Here is a 19,198-nt window from a genome sequence, read left to right as displayed (position 1 = left end):
GGTCACCCCGGAAAGCTTCACTTCCTGTTGCGAGCCTCCATGCGGACACTTACGGTCACAATATCCATACTGTGAGTAATCCTCGTGGAGGCTGCGCATGAGCACTGAGGACATCAAGCCGAGGACGGACCTTCCGCGGTTCGAGGAGGCCGCACCCCTCGGACCGCAGGACGCGGAATTCGTCCAGGACCTGATCGCCGTCCTGGAGAAGCACGGCAACGCGGACCGCTTCGGCCTGTGCCTGCTGCACGGCCACTTCCCGCTGGCCGCGGACGAGATCCTGGTCGAGACGACCGACATGGAGACGCGCACGCTCCGCACCAGCGTGGAGAAGGCGAGTGGGACCAGGCACAAGAAGCCCTCCCAGTGGCGCTTCCTGCCCGGCGTCCACCACTCGCGCCGCGCGGAGTTCGCCGGCGATCCCTACGAGGTCGTCCTGGTGTGTGACCCCTACAGCGGCTGCCCGCCCCGGTCATGATCTTCCGGGCGTGGCGGTGGATCGCGGTCGTCTTCGCCACGCTCGGGTGGTGGGCGGTACAACCTGCACCGGCACAGGCCGTCGAGGCGATGAACTGCGGGAATCTTCAACCCCGGAAGGTCCATGTTGACTCCAAGATTCGATTCATCCGCCAGAATCCCGACTTCGTCGAGGTGCACCAGGTAACGAACATCAAGGTTCCGGAATCGCAGTGGGAGCTCGCCAACGACCTGACACTCAGCCCGGACACCCATAGATATCGAAATGCTCTGCATTGCCTGCTGCACAGCGACCACACACCGCACAAGGCAGCCGACGTATGGCACCCGGAGTGGCGATCCAGCGCTTCTCAAGCGACCAAGCTGGAAGGCATGGTCACTGCACCCTACGAGTCATGGAATCTGATCAATTCCCGCGGCGAATTCGAAGTGGGCCCGTGGACGGTCACCGTCGAACCGGACAAGGACTGGAGGTTGGCCTTCCAATCGCCCCATGCTCTGCGCGGAGCCTCGTGGGAGAAGATTGTGGTCGATCCGGACGGCCTGAAGATCAGCGACGCCCCCGGAGCATCGAGCACCGAGAAAGAGATCAGAGTATGGAGCGGGCAGAGCCTTGAACACGTCGATGTAGTGCCGCCAAAGAATCTCGCCCTCGGGCTGAGCAGCCGATTCACCTGGATCGGCTCGTTGGGCATCCTCTCCTGGTGGGCCTGCTCCTCGATTGTGATCGCCTGGCCGGCATGGCGCTTCCTCCGCTCCGACCGAAAGCCCAACGGCAGTTCCGAGACGGCCGCCTCCAAAGTCATGGCCCGCACGGTTTTGAAATGGGCAGGGCTGAGTGTAGCCCTTGGTTTGACATTGCTGCTGGCGCTGGACCCCTCTGCCGGTACACCCCGCGCGAATAGTTGGCGTGCCCTCATCGGGATTTCATCAGGCTTCACTCTCGTCCTCCTCGCACAACCGTGGATTTCATGGAATCAAGGATCCGGCGGTAATCACAAGAGTCTGAAGGTACGCAAGGTGATGGTTACCACCTGCGCGGGCACAGCGGCAGCGATCGGTCTGCTGGTGATTCTCGCCCCTCACCTCTTCGGCCTTCCGCAGAATCTGACGTCGACAGCTCCGCCTCCGGCTTCAGGAATTACCGGGCTGGCCCTGTTGGACGTGTCCGCGCTCTGGCTGTGGCTGACTGCGATGGCTGCCTGGGCCTGGCGTTTTGCACGAGAAGGAAGGTTGGGCGAAGCCCCGGCCGAGCCCGCGCGTCATGATTCCTTGAACAGAGACGATCCCAGGCATTCTCTCAGCCGTATCGCTGCAATCGGGGCCGCACTCCTTGTGGCTGCCGCCATGGTGGTGTTTTTCCGGGCACAGTCATTTGAACGTCTCTGGGACCGCACCAACTGGATGGGAGAGGCAACTACGGTTCTCGGGGCCGACCACAGAAGCCTCCTTGGCCTGCAACTGGCCGACTTCGCGGCCAGGGGGCCCCAATGGGTATACGCATATACATGGGTATTGACGGGAATCGCACTCGTAGCACTCCTCCACAACGTCTCACACGTACTACCGGAAACACCTCTCGAGCCGAAAGGAGTTCGCCTATTCGCGGTGACCGGAATCTTCGCCATCGTCGTGGCTTTGAGGGGGGTCAAGTTTGCAGGAAGCTCGGCGGCAGTGTACGGCCTCTGGCTGCCCATGAACATGATCACCCTTTACGCAATGGTGCTGATAGGGCGTAGACGGTCGGTATTGAACCGAGTGAACAGAAAGACGAAGACAAATTGCCTCGTGGCAGAACTCAGCAAGCCTTCAGGGCATGCAAAGCTGATGGAAGATGCCCGCCTTTATCGAACCCTGCTCCACCGCCTGCACCTCGTCGATCAAGGGCACGAGGAGGGCACCACAAGGAGAAGTCTGGAGACACAGCTCCAGACATTGCACCACTGGCGGCCCGCCGAATGTCACCGTGACTGCCTACCCGACCCCGTATCCGTGGTCGATGTCGCCCTGAGCTGGGGGCCGAAACACCATTGGTGGGACAATGCCCTGCACGCTGCACGCCGGGCGTCCATGTTCGGAATCCTCCCAAGCATGGTCACCGCCTGGTACGAGAATGCGTACGGTGCCCATCACTGGGCGTTCACACTCAGCTTGCCCACAGGAATTCCGGATACAGTAGGAGCTTTCCTGGCACGGGAGATCTCCTTCGCCGGTGCGGGACTGGTCCTGGGGGCGTTGTGGCGCGTACTGCCCGGGGAACGCGGCCCGATGCGGGCCTTCAGCCTCTTCGTCGCCTGGCTCATCCCCATCAGCTTGGTGGCCATGTTCAGCCTCGACATCAGCCGCATGGTATTGGGCTTGCAAGTCCTGAACGTCGTGCTGATGCTCATGGTGCTGACGCTGACGAGCATGTGGGTCGACACCGACACGTTCAAGCAGGAACGGCACTACCGGACGAAGCGCCTCGGCCTGCTCACATCGGTCTACCAGGTGCACGGCCTTTCCGGGCAGATCGCCTTCCTGCTGGCACAGGCAGGGGCCGCGGTGACGATCTGGCACCAAATCGTCACCGCGTCGAAGTGACCGACGGCCCCCGCACCCCCTCTGCCGGAACACCCCCCGCTCCGTACGCTCAGTAGGCTCTGACGCGAGTCGACACGGGGTCACCACCAGGCCCCGTACGGGACACCACGCAGGAGGCCGGTCGATGAGCCCACGTACGAACAAGCCGCACGAGATCGTCGAGCGTGCCCTCTCCCTCTCGCGGGCCGACGGCTGCGTCGTCATTGCCGGCGAGCACTCCACCGCCAACCTCCGCTGGGCCCGCAACGCGCTGACCACCAACGGCGTCACCCGCGGCCGGGACGTCACCGTCATCGCGACCGTGGACGGCTCCGAGGGCACCGCCTCGGGGGTGGTGTCGCGGTCGGCGGTGACCGCCGCCGAGCTGGAGCCGCTGGTGCGGGCGGCGGAGGCCGCCGCGCGGGAGGCGGGGCCCGCCGAGGACGCCCAGCCGCTGGTGACGGGGGTGCCGCAGTCGCCGCACTTCACGGACGCGCCCGCCGAGACCTCCTCCGCCGTCTTCGACTCCTTCGCGCCCGCGCTGGGCGAGTCCTTCGCGCGGGCCCGCTCCGCCGGGCGGGAGCTGTACGGCTTCGCCCGCCACGAGGTGGTCTCCAGCTACCTGGGCACCTCCACCGGGGTGCGGCTGCGCCACGACCAGCCCACCGGCACGCTGGAGCTCAACGCCAAGACCCCGGACCGCACGCGCTCGGCGTGGGCCGGGCGGGCCACGCGGGACTTCACCGACGTGGACCCGGGGGCGATGGACGCCGAGCTGGCCCAGCGGCTGGTGTGGGCGCAGCGGAGGACCGAGCTGCCCGCCGGGCGGTACGAGACGCTGCTGCCGCCGACCGCCGTGGCCGATCTGCTGGTCTACCAGCAGTGGTCGGCGGCGGCCCGGGACGCGGCCGAGGGCCGCACGGTCTTCTCGAAGGCCGGCGGTGGCACGCGGGTCGGGGAGAAGCTCGCGCAGCTGCCGCTGTCGCTGCGCAGCGACCCGCACGCGGCGGGCCTGGAGTGCGCGCCGTTCGTGCTGACGGGCAGTTCCGGCGACGACGCGTCGGTCTTCGACAACGGGCTGCCGCTCGCCGCCACGCACTGGATCCGCGACGGGGTGCTGGAGCACCTGCTCACCACGCGGCACAGTGCGGGGCTGACGGGGCTGCCGGTGACCCCGTACACGGACAACCTGATCCTGGAGGGGGGCGGGACGCAGTCGCTGGCGGAGATGGTGGCCGCGAGCGGGCACGACGGGCCGGCGCTGCTGCTGACCTGCCTGTGGTACATCCGCGAGGTGGATCCCGCGTCGCTGCTGCTGACGGGGCTGACCCGGGACGGGGTCTACCTCGTCGAGAAGGGGGAGGTCGTCGGCGAGGTCAACAACTTCCGCTTCAACGAGTCCCCGGTGAGCCTGCTGTCGCGGGCCACCGAGGCGGGGCGCACCGAGCCGACGCTGCCGCGCGAGTGGGGCGACTACTTCACCCGTGCCGCGATGCCGGCCCTGCGGATTCCGGACTTCAACATGAGCTCGGTCAGCCAGGGCGTGTGACCGGCGCGAAATCGGTTGCGCCGAGCAAATAGACTCGGTCTGTCCGCTGTCCGACAACCACCACAGGAACGTCACGATGACACGCCTCGGCGACTCCGTCGCGCGCGCCAGCGCACTGCTGGCGCAGGACCTCTCCACCGAATCGACCGTGGAGCAGCTGCTCACGGAGACCAAGGCGCGGCGCTATCTGGACCTGACGGACCTGTCGGCGAAGGAGCAGGCCGAGCTCATCGCCGCGCGCACGGTCGAGGTGCTGCCCGCGGTGACCAAGCTGGCCGAGCGCATCGAGGCACGCAGTGCCGAGGGCAAGGGCCTGCACCTCAAGCTGGGCATCGACCCGACGGCCGCGGACGTGCACCTCGGACACGCCGTCCCGATGATCATCCTCAGCCGCTTCCAGCGCATGGGCCACGACGTCACCCTGCTGATCGGTGACTTCACGGCCAAGATCGGCGACCCGACGGGCCGCACGGCCGAGCGTCCGCCGCTGACGGACGAGGACATCGCCGCCAACCTCGCGGGCTACCGCCAGCAGGTCCGGCCGTTCTTCGACTTCGAGAAGGTCCGCTTCGTCCAGAACAGCGAGTGGCTGGCCGGCTACACCTTCCCGGAGCTGCTGGGCGTGCTCGCGCAGGTGCCGGTCTCGCAGCTGCTGCAGCGCGAGGACTTCCGCAACCGTCTGGCGGCCGGTTCCGGCCTGACGATGACGGAGATGCTCTACCCCATCGCGCAGGCCCTGGACTCCGTGGCGCTGAACTGCGACGTGGAGCTGGGCGGCGCGGACCAGCTGCTGAACCTGCAGATGGGCCGCAAGCTCATGGAGGTGCACGGCCAGAAGCCGCAGCTGGTCGTCACCATGCCGCTGATCGAGGGCACCGACGGCACGGGCGCGAAGATGTCCAAGTCCAAGGGCAACTACGTGGGCCTGTCCGCGCCCGCCGACGACGTCTTCGGCAAGATCATGTCGGTGCCGGACCGGCTGATGGAGCCCTACCTCAAGGCGTGGACGGAGTGGACGGACGCGGAGGTCGCGCTGGTCCTGGCCCGCATCGAGGAGAAGTCGCTGCACCCGATGGACCTCAAGAAGGTCCTCGCGGGTGAGGTCGTGGCCGCGCTGTACGGCGTGGAGGCGGCGATGGCGGCGCGCGCGGGCTTCGTCGCGCAGTTCTCGAAGAAGTCCTTCACCGACGTGGAGACCCCGGTGGTGGACCTGGCCGAGCACGGCGAGGAGCCGGCCACGGCCGTGCTGAGCAAGGTGCTGGGCTTCCAGCCGAGCGCCTCCGCCGCCCGCCGGGTCGCCAAGCAGAACGGCCTGCGCCTGGTCTTCCAGGGCGCCGACGGCCAGGACGCCGTGGTGCTGCCCGAGGCCGACGCGATCCGCCCGCTGGGCGAGGTGGCGCGGGAGCTGCTGGCCGGGCGCGAGGTGACCGGGGTCTACCTCAAGGCCGGCCGCAAGATCGCCGAGCTGCGCGGTCTGTAACGGATCCGCTGCTCCCCGAGGCGGCCGGTGCGCACATGGCGCACCGGCCGCCTCTTTTTCGCGACCGCTCAGGTGGCCCTGTGCTTGTTCCCCCTGGCTCCGACCCACAGCCGGTCACCGATCGCGACGAGGATCACCGCGCCCGCCAGCTGCAGCAGGTGGCGGATCCAGTCGATGCCCTTGGTGTGCTCGACGCCCAGCAACGAGGCCACCCAGTTGCCGAGCAGGGCGCCGAGCATGCCGAGGATGATCGTGAGCCAGAGCGGGACCTGTTGCTTGCCCGGCAGGATGGCCTTGGCGATCAGGCCCAGCACCAGGCCGACGACGATTGCCCACAACCAGTTCATGCCGCCTCCTCCTACGGAGCGATGTGGCGTGCTCCGCCATTCTGGGGCCGTGCCCACTACGGCGCACGTCGGACCGGGCCGTACGCCGTATGCGCACGTCGGGCGCCTGCCCGCGAGCCAGGGCGGAGCGCCCCGGTCTCGTACCCGGCGAGGGTGCGGCGTAACGTTGACTGCGTACGGGCCCGAGGGGCGTCGGCGCGGCAGTCGGGTGGTGGAACGTGATGCGGAAGCTGGGTGGCACGGAGGTCTTCCGGATCACCGGGGCCCGTCAGGGCCTGGCGGAGGACGTGCGCGGGCGCCAGCGCCGCTACGTCATCTCGATGGGGATCCGCACGCTCTCCGTGGTGCTGACCGTGATCCTGTGGAACATCGAGCGCTACGTGGCGATCGGCACGCTGGTCCTGGGTGCGCTGCTGCCCTACGTGGCCGTCGTCATCGCCAACGCGGGCCGGGAGAACGCCCCTTCACTGCCGGGTACGTTCGTGCCGGCGCCGACCCGTCCCATGCTGACCACCGGCCCGGCGGGGGGCGTCGCGGAACCCGTCCCGGAAGCCGGCCGGCCCCCTCGGCGCGATCAAGAGCGCGACCACGACTGATCCTCCGGTTCCGCGCGGGCAGCCGGGGAACGGTGTGACAAGCTCAAGAAAACCTCAGATCAATCATCTGGTTCGGTGCCCCGCGCCGGGCACCCCGTGACATACTTCGTAGGCGCTCCGCATCCCCCGTCGGAGCGACAGACCGACGCCGGGCGGCTCCCCCCGTGGCTGCCCGGCGTCGCCGTGTCCGCGGGCCCGGGTCCCGGGTGGCCGTAGAGTCTGGGGAGTGAACTCCCCCGAGAATGCCGTGATCTGCTCCGCCAAGGGCTGCCGCGCCGCCGCGGTGTGGGTGCTGGCGTGGAACAACCCGAAGCTGCACACCCCCGAGCGCCGCAAGACCTGGCTCGCCTGCGACGAGCACCGCGAACACCTGTCCAACTTCCTCGGTCTGCGCGGCTTCCTCAAGGACGTGGTGACGCTGGAGGAGTGGGAGGCGTCGGCCTCCGGGAATTGACCGGCCCGTCCGGAACCTGACGGGCCCGTCCGGCCCCTCCGGAAACCGCCCGGCTCCTCCGGAAACCGACCCGTCGCCCGGCTCTCAGCCGCCGATCGCCGACATGGGGCGGGCGGGCTGCAGGAACGACGGGTCGTCGAGGCCCGACCCCGCCTTCTTGCCCCGCATGGCCTGCTGCCACAGCCGGGCGATCTCCGCGTCCTGGGCCCCGGAGCGCAGTGCCCCGCGCAGGTCGCTCTCCTCGGTGGCGAACAGGCAGGTGCGTATCTGCCCGTCGGCGGTGAGCCGGGTGCGGTCGCAGGCGGCGCAGAAGGGCCGGGTCACCGAGCCGATGACGCCGACGCGGGCCGGGCCGCCGTCGACGAGCCACCGCTCGGCGGGGGCGGAGCCGCGCTCGTCGTCCCGCTCGGGGGTGAGGGTGAAGCGGGTGCGCAGGCTCGCCAGGATCGCCTCGGCGGTGATCATGCCGTCGCGCTGCCAGCCGTGCTGGGCGTCCAGCGGCATCTGCTCGATGAAGCGCAGTTCGTAGTCGTTCTCCACGGCCCAGGCGAGCAGGTCGGGTGCCTCGTCGTCGTTGTGGCCGGGCATCAGCACGGCGTTGACCTTGACGGGGGTGAGCCCGGCGGCGCGGGCGGCGGCCAGGCCGTCCAGGACGTCCTGGTGGCGCTTGCGGCGGGTCAGGGCGGCGAAGACGTCGGGGCGCAGGGTGTCGAGGGAGACGTTGACGCGGTCCAGGCCGGCGTCCTTCAGGGCCCGGGCGGTGCGGGCCAGCCCTATGCCGTTGGTGGTCAGCGACAGCCGGGGGCGGGGGGCGAGGGCCGCGCAGCGCTCGACGATGCCGACGAGGCCCGGGCGCAGCAGGGGCTCACCGCCGGTGAAGCGGACCTCGGTGACGCCGAGCCGGGTGACGGCCACGCGCACGAGGCGGACGATCTCGTCGTCGGTGAGCAGGTCCGGCTTGGCGAGCCACTGCAGGCCCTCCTCCGGCATGCAGTAGGTGCAGCGGAGGTTGCAGCGGTCGGTCAGGGAGACGCGCAGGTCCGTGGCGACGCGGCCGTAGGTGTCGGTGAGCACGGTGTGGCCCCTCCCGCGGACTGAAGACGTACTTCGCTCGTCGCAGCGTACGCGATCGTCCGCGGGAGGGGCCGTACGGGCGTCAGTGCGCTCCGTAGCCGGTGAGGGCGCGGACTTCGAGTTCGGCGTACTTCTGCTCGTCCGGGGCCTCCTTGGAGAGCAGGGACCCGGCCCAGCCGAGCAGGAAGCCGAGCGGGATGGAGACCAGGCCCGGGTTGCCGAGCGGGAAGTAGTCGAAGCTCAGGCCCGGGAAGAGCGCCTTCGGGTTGCCGGAGACGACCGGGGAGATGATCACGAGGGTGACCGAGGAGATCAGTCCGCCGTAGATCGACCACAGGGCGCCGCGGGTGGTGAAGCGCTTCCAGAAGAGGCTGTAGAGGATCGTCGGCAGGTTGGCCGAGGCGGCGACGGCGAAGGCGAGGGCGACCAGGGCGGCGGCGTTGAGCCGGTGGGCGAAGATGCCCAGCGCGATGGAGATCGCACCGATGACGACGGCGGCGCACTTGGCGGTGAGGATCTCCTCCTTCTCGCTGGTCCTCCCCTTGCGGATGACGTTGGCCCACAGGTCGTGGGCGAAGGAGGCGGAGGAGGCGAGGGTCAGGCCCGCGACGACGGCCAGGATGGTGGCGAAGGCGACCGCGGAGATCACGGCGAGCAGGATCGCGCCGCCGGTGGAGCCGGCGCCGCCGCCGACCTCCTGGGCGAGCAGCGGTGCGGCCGTGTTGCCGGACTCGTTCGAGGCGGTGATCGCCTTCGGGCCGACCAGGGCCGCGGCGCCGAAGCCGAGCGCGATGGTCATCAGGTAGAAGGCGCCGATGATGCCGATGGCCCAGTTCACCGACTTCCGGGCGGCCCGGGCGGTGGGCACGGTGTAGAAGCGGATGAGGATGTGCGGGAGCCCGGCGGTGCCGAGGACGAGTGCGAGGCCGAGCGAGATGAAGTTGAGCTTGGAGGTCCCGTCCTTGCCGTACTGGAGGCCCGGCTCCAGGAAGGCGCGGCCCTTGCCGCTCTCCTCGGCGGCGCGCCCGAGCAGGGTGGAGAGGTTCCAGTGGAACTTGTTGAGCACCAGGACGGTGATCAGCAGGGTGCCCGCGATGAGCAGGACGGCCTTGACGATCTGCACCCAGGTGGTGCCCTTCATGCCGCCGATGGTCACGTAGAGGACCATCACCAGGCCCACGAGGACGATGATCCAGCGCCGTGAGCCCTCGCCGGTGGCGCCGAGGAGCAGGGCCACCAGGGCGCCCGCGCCGACCATCTGGGCGAGCAGGTAGAAGATCGATACGACGATCGTGGAGGTGCCGGCGGCGGTGCGCACGGGCCGCTGCTTGAGGCGGTAGGCGAGCACGTCGGCCATGGTGAAGCGGCCGGAGTTGCGCAGCGGCTCGGCGACGAGCAGCAGGGCGACCAGCCAGGCGACGAGGAATCCGATGGAGTAGAGGAATCCGTCGTAGCCGAAGAGCGAGATGGCGCCGGCGATGCCGAGGAAGGAGGCGGCGGACATGTAGTCGCCGGAGATCGCCAGGCCGTTCTGGAAGCCGGTGAAGGAGCGGCCGCCGGCGTAGAAGTCGGTGGCGTCCTTGGTCTGCCGGCCGGCCCAGACGGTGATGCCGAGGGTGATGGCGACGAAGACGGAGAAGAGGGTGATGATCAGGGTGCGGTGCTCACCGGCGCCTCCGGCGGCCAGCGGGTGGGCGGTGGCGCCCGCCAGGACGGTGCTCGGGCTCATTCCCCTGCCTCCATACGGGCCTTGAGGGCCTCGGCCTTCGGGTCGATCCTGGCCTCGGCGTGCTTGGCGTACCACCAGGCGATCAGGAAGGTGGTGAGGAACTGCGCGAGGCCGAACACCAGGGCGATGTTGATGTTGCCGACGACGATGGTGTCCATGAAGGAGCCGGCGTAGTTGGAGAGCAGGACGTAGAGCAGGTACCAGCTGACGAAGGCGAGGGTGAGCGGGAAGGCGAAGGAACGGTGCGCGCGGCGCAGTTCGCCGAATTCCGTGCTCGTCTGCATGTCGGTGAAGCTGCCGGGCTGAGCGGGGATGGCGGGGCGGACGGGCTCGTCGGGCCCCTCGGCTGTGGACGGTGTCGTTCCCACGGCCTCTTCTGAGTCCACGGTCTCTCCTGACAAGTGAATGCGGGGGCGCGAACCAAGCCTGTGACTCGGATCACGCATCGTAGAGCGACACCGCAGTATGCGACAGGGGTCGGTTCACCGAATGTCGCAGCGGTGGCCGCGGCCGGCAAAACCGCCCGGGCACGGCCTCGTTGAGCCTGGTGTGAGCACTGCCCCGGCTTCTCCGCCGCCGTCCCCCGGCCGTCGCCCCTTCGGGAGCGTCAGGTTGACGGCTCCGCTGCCGGCCGTGTCCCCGGGCCGGCCTGCGGTCATGTGCGCGGCGGTCCGCTGGTACGGACCGCGGGTGGTGCTGCCGCCGCTGAGCATCGAGGCGCTGCGCGGGCCGGGTGCGCCGTCCCGCCGCCCCGGCTGACGGGGCGTCGTCAGGGACAACAGTGCCGTACTCCCCTTCGTTTCTGGGGGAATTCATTGCCCGGCGCCATGATCGGCGATAGCTTCACTCGTCATGCACGCGCCCACGCACACCTGTGCGCACGGGCCGATTTCCGGATGATGTGGAGGACCCATGGATCGTCTGCGTTCCAGACGGCGGCACGCCCTGCTGGCGGCCCCCGTCGGACTGGCCCTCACCGCTTCTCTCGGCTTCCTCCCCGGCGCCGCCTCGGCCGCCGGCCAGGACGGCGCCGCCCCGAGGGCCGCCGTGACGACGGACGGCCCGCAGCTGTCGTACGTGGTGAACACGCGCACCGACCGCGCCACGCTGGCCAAGGTGAAGAAGGCCGTCAAGCAGGCCGGTGGCACCGTCGTGGTCTCCTACGACAAGATCGGCGTGATCGTCGCGCACGCGCAGAACCCCGAGTTCGCGAAGACCCTGCGGGCGGTGCCCGGCGTGGAGTCGGCGGGTGCCACCCGCACCGCCCCGCTGAAGTCCGCGGCGACGACCGACTACGGCAAGCCGGAGAGGCTGAAGCTGTCCAAGGAGGGCGCACGTTCCCTGGCCGCCTCGGCCGGCACCGGCAAGGAGCCGCTGGAGGGCCTGCAGTGGGACATCGGTGCCATCGGCGCCGACAAGGCCGCGAAGGTCAACCCGGGCAGCAGAAACGTCACTGTCGCCGTCATCGACACCGGCGTGGACGACACCCACCCCGACCTCGCCCCGAACTTCGCCGCGGGCCAGTCCGCCAGCTGCGTCTCCGGCAAGGCCGACACCACCCCCGGCGCCTGGCGGCCGTTCGACCCGGCCGAGGACTACCACGGCACGCACGTGGCCGGTTCCATAGCCGCGGCCCGCAACGGCGTCGGCGTGGCCGGTGTCGCCCCGGGCGTGAAGGTCTCCGGCATCAAGGTGAGCACGCCGAAGGACAGCTTCTTCTACGCGGAGAGCGTGGTCTGCGCCTTCGTCTTCGCCGCCGACCACGGCGCCTCGGTGACGAACAACAGCTATTACGTCGACCCGTGGATGTTCAACTGCCCGGACAACGCCGACCAGAAGGCGATAGCCGACGCGGTCGGCCGGGCCTCGAAGTACGCCCAGGACAAGGGCGTCGTCAACGTCGCCTCCGCGGGCAACTCCAACTTCGACCTGGCGGCCAAGGAGATCACCGACGCCTCCAGCCCGAACGACAGCACCCCCGGGCCGCGGAAGGTGGACCCGAAGAAGTGCCTGGACGTGCCGGCGCAGCTGCCCGGCGTCGTCACCGTCGCGGCCACCGGCGTGAACTCCCAGAAGTCGTTCTACTCCAACTACGGCAAGGACGCGATCGACGTCGCGGCCCCCGGCGGCGACACCTACCAGGTGCCGGAGCTGCCGGCCAAGGACGGCCGCATCCTGTCCACCATGCCGGGCGGCGACTGGGCCTACCTGCAGGGCACCTCGATGGCCGGCCCGCACGTGGCGGGCGTGGCGGCGCTGCTGAAGAGCGCCCACCCGAAGTCCAGCCCGCAGGAGATCCAGTGGCTCCTCAAGGCGCAGGCGAAGAACCCGGGCTGCCCCACGGCGGCGTACGACCCGGACGGGAAGGGTAGCTGGAAGGCCGCCTGCACCGGCACCAAGCACGTGAACAGCTTCTACGGCTACGGCATCGTCGACGCCCTGGCGGCGGTCCAGGACTGACCCGGTCGCCGGCCCGTGGAGGGGCCGGGTGGCTGCTGCCCGGTCCCTCCCACTCCACCGTCGCACCCGAGCACTCCGAAGACCAGCAGGCTCTGGGCGACCAGGTACGTCAGCATGATCCACAGCTGGGGGGCGGGGGCCTGCGGCCACCCGGCGAGCCCGCTGGCGATGAGCGTGTCCGACAGCAGGAACAGCACCCCGCCCGCCACCGCCCGCCACGCCGCCGTCCGCGTCGCGCCCAGCGCCATCGCCGTCAGCAGCGCGCTGTAGAGGACGACGGGCACCCGCAGCCCCGGCTCCAGTCCGGGCCACAGCAGGGCGACCGTGACCAGCCAGACGACGGCGTACCCGGCGGCGAGCCGGTACGTACGGGCCGCACCCGCGCCGCCGTGGCGGGCGAAGAGCAGCAGGTAGCAGACGTGGCCGGCCGCGAACGAGCCCATGCCCAGCAGGAAGACGACGTCCCCGCCGGCCTGGAGCGCGGTGTCGCCGCCGCAGCCGAACAGCAGCGCCGCGGCCAGCAGCCGCGGGCCTCCGCGGGCGAGGACGTACGCCGCCAGCAGCGGCATCAGGGCGGGCTTGGTGGCGTGGGCGAGCAGCGGGACGTCCACGAGGAGGGCGGCCAGGTGGGCCGCCGCGGCCGCGGCGAACGCCACGAGCGCCGCCCGGGCGGGGCGTGCCGCGCGAGCCGTTCTCACGCGACCCGCTCCGGGAGACCCGCCGCGCTCCCGGCCGCTCCGCCCGCCGGCTGCTCCGGGGGCTTGGGGGGCTGCGGCTTCCAGCCCGGACCGCAAAAGACCCGCCCGGCCCGCTCCCGCCAGGTGTGTGCCGCCCTGAGGTCGCGGCCGATGGCCGCGTACTCGTGGGTGGCGACGCGCAGCGGGTTGTAGGTGTCGATGTTCTTCGTCAGGCCGTAGACGGGGCGTTCCCGCTCGGCGACGAACGAGCCGAACAGCCGGTCCCAGACGATGAGGATGCCGCCGAAGTTGCGGTCCAGGTAGCCGCCCTGCGAGGCGTGGTGGACGCGGTGGTGCGAGGGGGTGTTCAGGACGTACTCCACCGGCCGCGGCAGCCTGCCGACCCGCTCGGTGTGCACCCAGAACTGGTAGACGAGGTTGACCGACGAGCAGAACGCCACCGCCGCCGGGTGCACGCCGGCCGCGACCATCGGAACGTAGAACGGCCAGACCGTGAGCGACGTCCACGGCTGGCGCAGCGCGGTGGTGAAGTTGAACTTGCGGCTGGAGTGGTGCACCACGTGGCAGGCCCACAGGATGCGCACGACGTGGTGGCCGCGGTGCGACCAGTAGTAGAAGAAGTCCTGCGCGAGGAGCATCAGCGGGAGCGTCCACCACAGGACAGGCACGCGCAGCGGCGTCAGCTCGTACAGGGCGGTGTAGACCGCGACGATGGGGATCTTCCAGAGGGCGTCGAAGACCAGGCTTCCCAGGCCCATGCCGATGCTGGTGGCGGCGTCCTTGGCCGCGTAGCCCTCGGCATGGTCGTCGGGGCGCAGCCGGTAGCTGACCATCTCCACTGCGGTGAGCAGGACGAAGGCGGGGACTGACCACAACACGACATCGGGAAGGTGCGGCATGGCCGCACCATAAGGGCGTCGACGGGGGTGCCGCTAGGGGTTGTTACCCCCGGGTACCGAAGAGCGTTACCCCGAGTTCGGTGGCGGTGGCACCCAGGCCCTGTGGACGGCCCGGAAAACCCGTGGCCTGCCCGGATGCCCGCTCCCTAGAATCGCGGTGCGGGGGCGGCTCCGCGGTGTGCTTCCTTCTCGTTCTCCCATGAATCCAGCGCGCCCACTCTCCGCCCCCGCTCGCTTTTCCTCAGGGGGAATCCGCCGTGTCCACACTGCACTCCGTGCTGCTCCGCCGCGCCCGGACGGTCTACGTCGACCACGAGCCGTCCGCCCCGCCCTCCGGGGTCCTCGACCCCCAGGTGGCGGCCGGACTCGCCGCCCTGGATGCGGAGTTGCTCGACCGCGGGCACGCGCTGACCGAGCCGTTGCGCACCGCGCTGGCGGCCGCGGGGGCGGAGGCCCTCGCCGATTCCGGGCGCGGGCTGCTGCGGGCGATCGACGCACAGCTGGGAGCGGACCGCACGCACATGCCGCTGTTCCGCGGCTTCCCGCACTCCGTTCCCGAGGACGCGTTCGCGCTGTACGTGGACCGCGTGTTCGCCCTGCTGCTGCAGCATCCGGAGCAGCCGTGCGTGCTGTGCGGCACGCACGGCGTCGTGCACCCCGTCTCGCCGTGCGCCCATCTGGTGTGCCGCTCCTGCTGGGACGGCGCGGACTACGCGGGCTGCCCGCTGTGCCACCGCCGCATCGACCGGTCGGACCCGTTCCTGCGTCCCGCGCGGCCGGCCGGCGCCGAGGAGCGCAGCCTGCCCGGCGGGCCGCTGCGGCTGCTCGTCCTCGGCGCCTCGCGCACGCAGGACGCCGGTGCCGAGCTGGCCGGTCTGCTGGCGCGGCCCACCCCGCTCTCTCCGCAGGACCGCGAGGACCTCACGGTGCTGCTGGCGCACGCCGTGCCGGGCGGGCTCGGCTGGCTGCCCGCCGAGGTGCCGGTGCGCGCGACCAAGGCGCTGGTGCTGGGCACCGTGCTGCGCGACGGCGGCCCTGCCGCTGCCGCGGCCGTGCGGGAGCGGCTGCCGCAGTTGCTGACGACGGCCACGGACGTGCTGCGGCTGCTGTGCGTGTGGTCCGGCGGCGAGGCGGACCTGCCGACCGTGCCGCGCCTGCGCAGCGTGCCGCGCGCCCTACGGCGCGAACTGCTCTCCGTGCTCGACGGGTTCGAGGTGTCCGTGCTGGTCGAGGACCTGCGGCGGCACCCGGCGGCGTGGAAGCGCGCGGCGGAGATCCTGCATCCGTTCGAGCAGCACGCGCGGCATCCGCATGCGGCGCTGGCCTTCGCGGCGCTGCGCGGCACGGATGCGGCCGCGCCGGGGGCGCTGGGCGAGGCCCTGCGGCGCACGGCGGCGGCGTACCCGCAGGCCGTGTCGGTGCGCGGCGGCCGCCTCGTCGCCCGTACGTGGGCGGGCCGCGTCGAGGCGGCGCTGCGCGCCGGTGACCTTGGGGCGGCCGTGGCGTTGCTGCGGCAGCGGCCCGGGGAGCTGGTGCGGCGGCTGGACCAGCTGTTGCGCGCGTACGGGGGCGAGGAGCCGGCGCCCGCGCTGGCCGGGGCGCTGGAGCACGCCCTGCCCCGGGTGGGGCCCGGGCCGCTGCTGGGGGCGTGGGGTGCGCTGCGCGGACGGCACGTGCCGGCGCGGCGGCGGGTGTTCTTCCCCCGGGGCCGGGTCCTGCACGCCCACCCCGCCGACGACGCGCGGGCGCCGCTCGCAAAGCCGCTCGTCGCCCGGGTGCGTGCGCTGCTGGAGGCCGAGCTGCTGCGGCGGCTGGGCCGGGCGCCGCGCTACGAGCTCGCCGTGCTCGATGCGGACCTGGTCTCGCTCGCGGCGCCGTTCGCGGAGCGGGCGTTCTCGGCGTCCCTGGTCGCCGTGCAGCGCGGCAGCGAGCTGCCGCTGCCGCAGGGCGGGACGGTGCGCCTCTTCCTGCACTGGACGCAGCCCGAGGGCATGCGCGTGGACCTCGACCTGTCGGTGGTGTTCTTCGACGACGACTGGAACGTGACCGGCGTGTGCGACTACACCGGGCTGCGCCACGGCGACGCCGCCGTGCACTCCGGCGACCTCACCTCCGCGCCCGCTCCCGGCGGTGCGACCGAGTACGTCGACCTCGACCTCGCCGCACTGAGGTCCGGTGGTGCGCGCTTCGCCGTGCCGGTCGTCTTCAGCTTCAACGACATCCCCTTCGACGAGCTGCCGGACGCCTTCGCGGGCTTCATGGCCCTGCCCGCCCTCGGGGTGCGCGACGCGTCGTACGACGCGGGGAGCGTGCGGCAGCGGTTCGACCTCGCCGGGCCGTCGCGCGTGTGCGTGCCGATGCTCGTCGACCTCGCCGACGGGCGCGCGGTGTGGACCGATGTCCACCTTCCGGGTGAGATCGGCTTCCACGACGCGAGGCGGCACGGCGTGGGCCTGGGCTCGCTCGGCCGCGACCTGTGGGCGTACTTCGAGGGCGGCGCCCGCACCACCGTGTGGGACCTCGCCTGCTGGCACGCGGCGGCGCGCGCCGACGAGACGGCCGTCGTCCGCCGGGCCCCGGCACCGGGGACCCCCGGCGAGCTGTGGCGCTACCGGCGCCGCGAAGGAGAGGACGTGCCCTCCTTCGCGGCGCGGTTGCGGACGCTGGGGACGCCCGAGGCCCGGGAGCCGGCCGGGACCGGCGGGAACGCCGGGAACGCCGACGGCCTCGCGGCGCGGGCCGCCCGGGGACGGCACGTCCTCCTCGCGCTCGTCGAGGGGAACGTGTGCCCCGAGAACGCGACCGGCACCGTCTACCGGCTCTTCCCCGGTGCCGTGGACGCCTGGCAGGAGGCGGAGCGCGTCACGGCCGGCGACCTCCTGACGCCGCTGGCCTGATCCGGACCGTCCGCCCGCCCCCGGGCCCCGGCCGGATCCCGCGTTGTCAGCGGGGGCCCGTAAGCTCTTGGACCATGCTCGAAGACCGCACCGCCGCCGCCTCGCCCAGCCCGTGGCCGACCGCGTATCCCGAGGGGTACGCGGTCGTCGACGTCGAGACCACCGGTCTCGCCCGGGACGACCGGATAGTGTCGGCGGCCGTCTATCAGCTCGACGCCCGCGGCCGGGTGGAGGACCAGTGGTACACGCTGGTCAATCCGGAGCGGGATCCGGGTCCGGTGTGGATCCACGGGCTGACCTCCGAAGTCCTGGCGGGTGCGCCGCTGTTCCCGGAGATCGCGGACGAGTTCGCCAAGCGGCTCGACGGGCGGGTCCTGGTCGCGCACAACGCGGCCTTCGACTGGTCGATGATCGCGCGGGAGTACGCCCGGGCGCGGTCCGCCGCCCCCGTGCGGCAACGGCTGTGCACCATCGCGCTGTCGAAGGAGCTGCGGCTGCCGCTGCCCAACCACAAGCTGGAGTCGCTGGCCGCGCACTACGGCGTCGTGCAGCAGCGGGCCCACCACGCGCTGGACGACGCCCGGGTGCTCGCCGAGGCGTTCCGGCCGAGCCTGCACCTGGCGGCCGAGGCGGGGCTGCAGCTGCCGCTGCTGGCCTGCCAGCCGCTGACGGAGTGGTCCGACGGGCCGTCGGCCGGCGCCCGCTCGGCGCAGGTCGGATATCAGGCGTCCTACCGGCCGGCGACCTGGCGGCCCAGCCGGAAGCGCCCGGCCTGCCCGTACCCCAACCCCGGCCGGTACGTCCCCGGCGAGCAGCTCGTGCAGGGCATGCGGGTGGCGTTCTCCGGCGACACCTCCATCGACCGCGAGCTGCTGGAGGACCGGGCCGTCGACGCCGGGCTGCACGTGGCCACCAGCCTCTCCCGGCTCACCAGCGTGCTGGTCACCAACGACCCGGACTCCCCCACCTCCAAGACCACCAAGGCCCGCTCGTTCGGAACGCCCGTGATCGACGAGGCGGCGTTCGTCCAGCTGCTCTCGCATGTGACCCCGGCGACACCCGCAAACGGGACAAGTGGCGCATAGCTCCCGCACGCCACCCGCTGGCCGGGGGGCGAACCCCACCAGGTACCGTCAAAGCGTGTACCGCTTCCTGTTGTCCCGGCAGTGGGTGATCACCACACTCGTGGGACTCGCCCTCATCCCGGTGATGATCAAGCTGGGCTTCTGGCAGCTGCATCGCCACGAGCACCGGGTCGCGCGGAACGACCAGATCGCCCGGAGCCTGTCCGCCGATCCCGTCCCCGTGACCGAGCTCACCGCCCCCGGCCGCACGGTGACGCACGACGCCGTCTGGCGCGCCGTCACGGCGAGCGGTACCTACGACCCCCAGGGCGAGGTCGTCGTCCGGATGCGCACGGACTCCGACGGCAACCAGGGCTACTTCGTCCTCACGCCGCTGGTCCTGGAGGACGGCCGGGCCGTGCTCGTCAACCGCGGCTGGGTTCCGGCCGACGGCGACCTGACGCGCTTCCCGGACGTCCCCGCCGCACCGACCGGCAAGGTCACCGTCACCGGCCGGCTGAAGGCCGACGAGACCACCGCCAGCGGCATCAAGAACACCGCGGGCCTGCCGCCCCGCCAGGTGATGCTCATCAACAGCGAGCAGCGCGCGGCCCAGTTGCACCGCCCCCTGCTCGGCGGCTACGTCGAGCTCACCGAACCGGCCGGCAAGGGCCAGCCCAAGCCCGTCGCCGCCCCCGACCACAGCAGCATCGGCCCGCACATGGCCTACGCCGTGCAGTGGTGGCTGTTCGCCGCGTTCGTCCCCGTCGGCTGGGTCGTCCTGGTGCGCCGGGAGCGCCGCGACCGCCTGGCGGCCGCCACCGGCGCACAGGAGAGCGCAGAGGCGGACGCCGGCGCCGCCCGGACGGCCGCCGCGCCGGAGTAGGCCCGCGCCGATCAGGGAAGACGCCT

17 protein-coding genes are annotated in these 19,198 nt (G+C 71.0%); 11 read left to right on the top strand and 6 right to left on the bottom strand.

Going from position 1 to position 19,198, the window contains the following annotated elements; all coding sequences use genetic code 11:
- Positions 1-97: 97 nt before the first annotated feature.
- The 4 genes from IE182_RS18310 (at position 98) to tyrS (ending at position 6,068) form a co-directional block, all read left to right on the top strand.
- Positions 98-478: a hypothetical protein gene (locus tag IE182_RS18310; protein WP_190110920.1), complete on the top strand. Its 381-nt coding sequence runs from the start codon at positions 98-100 to the stop codon at positions 476-478.
- Positions 475-3,060, top strand: coding sequence for a DUF6185 family protein (locus IE182_RS18305; RefSeq protein WP_190110919.1), 2,586 nt, complete (start codon positions 475-477; stop codon positions 3,058-3,060). The genes IE182_RS18310 and IE182_RS18305 overlap by 4 nt, the downstream gene beginning before the upstream one ends.
- A 124-nt stretch (positions 3,061-3,184) precedes the next feature.
- Positions 3,185-4,588, top strand: coding sequence for a metallopeptidase TldD-related protein (locus IE182_RS18300; protein ID WP_190110918.1), 1,404 nt, complete (start codon positions 3,185-3,187; stop codon positions 4,586-4,588).
- Positions 4,589-4,664: 76 nt separating this feature from the next.
- Positions 4,665-6,068, top strand: coding sequence for a tyrosine--tRNA ligase (gene tyrS, locus IE182_RS18295; RefSeq protein ID WP_190110917.1), 1,404 nt, complete (start codon positions 4,665-4,667; stop codon positions 6,066-6,068).
- A 68-nt stretch (positions 6,069-6,136) separates the two neighbouring features.
- On the opposite strand, the gene IE182_RS18290 is transcribed toward tyrS, so the two are convergent.
- Entirely contained in the window at positions 6,137-6,415 is a 279-nt protein-coding gene (locus tag IE182_RS18290) for a GlsB/YeaQ/YmgE family stress response membrane protein (protein WP_190110916.1), read from the bottom strand.
- A gap of 221 nt (positions 6,416-6,636) precedes the next feature.
- Between IE182_RS18290 and IE182_RS18285 the strand changes: the two genes are divergently transcribed.
- Together IE182_RS18285 and IE182_RS18280 are read left to right on the top strand one after the other, a co-directional pair.
- Positions 6,637-7,011, top strand: coding sequence for a DUF3099 domain-containing protein (locus IE182_RS18285; protein WP_190110915.1), 375 nt, complete (start codon positions 6,637-6,639; stop codon positions 7,009-7,011).
- Between the two features lie 226 nt (positions 7,012-7,237).
- Entirely contained in the window at positions 7,238-7,465 is a 228-nt protein-coding gene (locus IE182_RS18280; RefSeq protein ID WP_190110914.1) for a hypothetical protein, read from the top strand.
- Positions 7,466-7,549: 84 nt separating this feature from the next.
- Here the strand turns inward: IE182_RS18280 and moaA are convergent, their stop codons facing one another.
- From moaA to IE182_RS18265, 3 genes are all read right to left on the bottom strand, one after another.
- Positions 7,550-8,539, bottom strand: a complete 990-nt coding sequence (gene moaA, locus IE182_RS18275) for a GTP 3',8-cyclase MoaA (RefSeq protein WP_190110913.1) — start codon at positions 8,537-8,539, stop codon at positions 7,550-7,552.
- 82 nt (positions 8,540-8,621) lie between these two features.
- Entirely contained in the window at positions 8,622-10,268 is a 1,647-nt protein-coding gene (locus IE182_RS18270; protein WP_190110912.1) for a monocarboxylic acid transporter, read from the bottom strand.
- Positions 10,265-10,654 carry a DUF485 domain-containing protein gene (locus IE182_RS18265; RefSeq protein WP_229844910.1) on the bottom strand — a complete coding sequence of 130 codons (390 nt, stop codon included), beginning with the start codon at positions 10,652-10,654 and terminating at the stop codon, positions 10,265-10,267. The genes IE182_RS18270 and IE182_RS18265 overlap by 4 nt, the downstream gene beginning before the upstream one ends.
- A 226-nt stretch (positions 10,655-10,880) precedes the next feature.
- Here IE182_RS18265 and IE182_RS18260 point away from each other — a divergent pair, with 226 nt between their 5' ends.
- Positions 10,881-11,027 carry a hypothetical protein gene (locus IE182_RS18260; protein ID WP_229844909.1) on the top strand — a complete coding sequence of 49 codons (147 nt, stop codon included), beginning with the start codon at positions 10,881-10,883 and terminating at the stop codon, positions 11,025-11,027.
- Between the two features lie 153 nt (positions 11,028-11,180).
- A complete protein-coding gene (locus IE182_RS18255; RefSeq protein WP_190110909.1) occupies positions 11,181-12,728 on the top strand; it encodes a S8 family serine peptidase in 1,548 nt (515 codons plus the stop codon).
- On the opposite strand, the gene IE182_RS18250 is transcribed toward IE182_RS18255, so the two are convergent.
- Both IE182_RS18250 and IE182_RS18245 read right to left on the bottom strand, forming a co-directional pair.
- A complete protein-coding gene (locus IE182_RS18250) occupies positions 12,689-13,426 on the bottom strand; it encodes a lysoplasmalogenase (protein WP_190110908.1) in 738 nt (245 codons plus the stop codon). The genes IE182_RS18255 and IE182_RS18250 overlap by 40 nt on opposite strands.
- Positions 13,423-14,325 carry a sterol desaturase family protein gene (locus IE182_RS18245; protein ID WP_190110907.1) on the bottom strand — a complete coding sequence of 301 codons (903 nt, stop codon included), beginning with the start codon at positions 14,323-14,325 and terminating at the stop codon, positions 13,423-13,425. The genes IE182_RS18250 and IE182_RS18245 overlap by 4 nt, the downstream gene beginning before the upstream one ends.
- Positions 14,326-14,582: 257 nt before the next feature.
- On the opposite strand from IE182_RS18245, the gene IE182_RS18240 reads away from it, so the two are divergent.
- From IE182_RS18240 to IE182_RS18230, 3 genes are all read left to right on the top strand, one after another.
- Entirely contained in the window at positions 14,583-17,222 is a 2,640-nt protein-coding gene (locus IE182_RS18240; RefSeq protein WP_190110906.1) for an MXAN_6230/SCO0854 family RING domain-containing protein, read from the top strand.
- A gap of 74 nt (positions 17,223-17,296) precedes the next feature.
- Positions 17,297-18,307, top strand: a complete 1,011-nt coding sequence (locus IE182_RS18235; RefSeq protein ID WP_190110905.1) for a DEDDh family exonuclease — start codon at positions 17,297-17,299, stop codon at positions 18,305-18,307.
- A gap of 55 nt (positions 18,308-18,362) precedes the next feature.
- Positions 18,363-19,172, top strand: a complete 810-nt coding sequence (locus IE182_RS18230; protein ID WP_190110904.1) for an SURF1 family cytochrome oxidase biogenesis protein — start codon at positions 18,363-18,365, stop codon at positions 19,170-19,172.
- Positions 19,173-19,198 lie beyond the last annotated feature (26 nt).

The organism is Streptomyces cinnamoneus, from assembly GCF_014650495.1.
Lineage (GTDB): Bacteria > Actinomycetota > Actinomycetes > Streptomycetales > Streptomycetaceae > Streptomyces > Streptomyces cinnamoneus.
The sequence above is the reverse complement of the archived record's forward strand: the minus strand, read 5'-3'. Positions and strand labels throughout refer to the sequence as shown.

What these genes read in the sequence shown, in the direction of transcription:
- IE182_RS18310 (WP_190110920.1), top strand. Translation starts at nt 98, where the DNA reads ATGAGCACTGAGGACATCAAGCCGAGGACGGACCTTCCGCGGTTCGAG.
- IE182_RS18305 (WP_190110919.1), top strand. Translation starts at nt 475, where the DNA reads ATGATCTTCCGGGCGTGGCGGTGGATCGCGGTCGTCTTCGCCACGCTC.
- IE182_RS18300 (WP_190110918.1), top strand. Translation starts at nt 3,185, where the DNA reads ATGAGCCCACGTACGAACAAGCCGCACGAGATCGTCGAGCGTGCCCTC.
- tyrS (WP_190110917.1), top strand. Translation starts at nt 4,665, where the DNA reads ATGACACGCCTCGGCGACTCCGTCGCGCGCGCCAGCGCACTGCTGGCG.
- IE182_RS18290 (WP_190110916.1), bottom strand. Translation starts at nt 6,415, where the DNA reads ATGAACTGGTTGTGGGCAATCGTCGTCGGCCTGGTGCTGGGCCTGATC.
- IE182_RS18285 (WP_190110915.1), top strand. Translation starts at nt 6,637, where the DNA reads ATGCGGAAGCTGGGTGGCACGGAGGTCTTCCGGATCACCGGGGCCCGT.
- IE182_RS18270 (WP_190110912.1), bottom strand. Translation starts at nt 10,268, where the DNA reads ATGAGCCCGAGCACCGTCCTGGCGGGCGCCACCGCCCACCCGCTGGCC.
- IE182_RS18255 (WP_190110909.1), top strand. Translation starts at nt 11,181, where the DNA reads ATGGATCGTCTGCGTTCCAGACGGCGGCACGCCCTGCTGGCGGCCCCC.
- IE182_RS18245 (WP_190110907.1), bottom strand. Translation starts at nt 14,325, where the DNA reads ATGCCGCACCTTCCCGATGTCGTGTTGTGGTCAGTCCCCGCCTTCGTC.
- IE182_RS18235 (WP_190110905.1), top strand. Translation starts at nt 17,297, where the DNA reads ATGCTCGAAGACCGCACCGCCGCCGCCTCGCCCAGCCCGTGGCCGACC.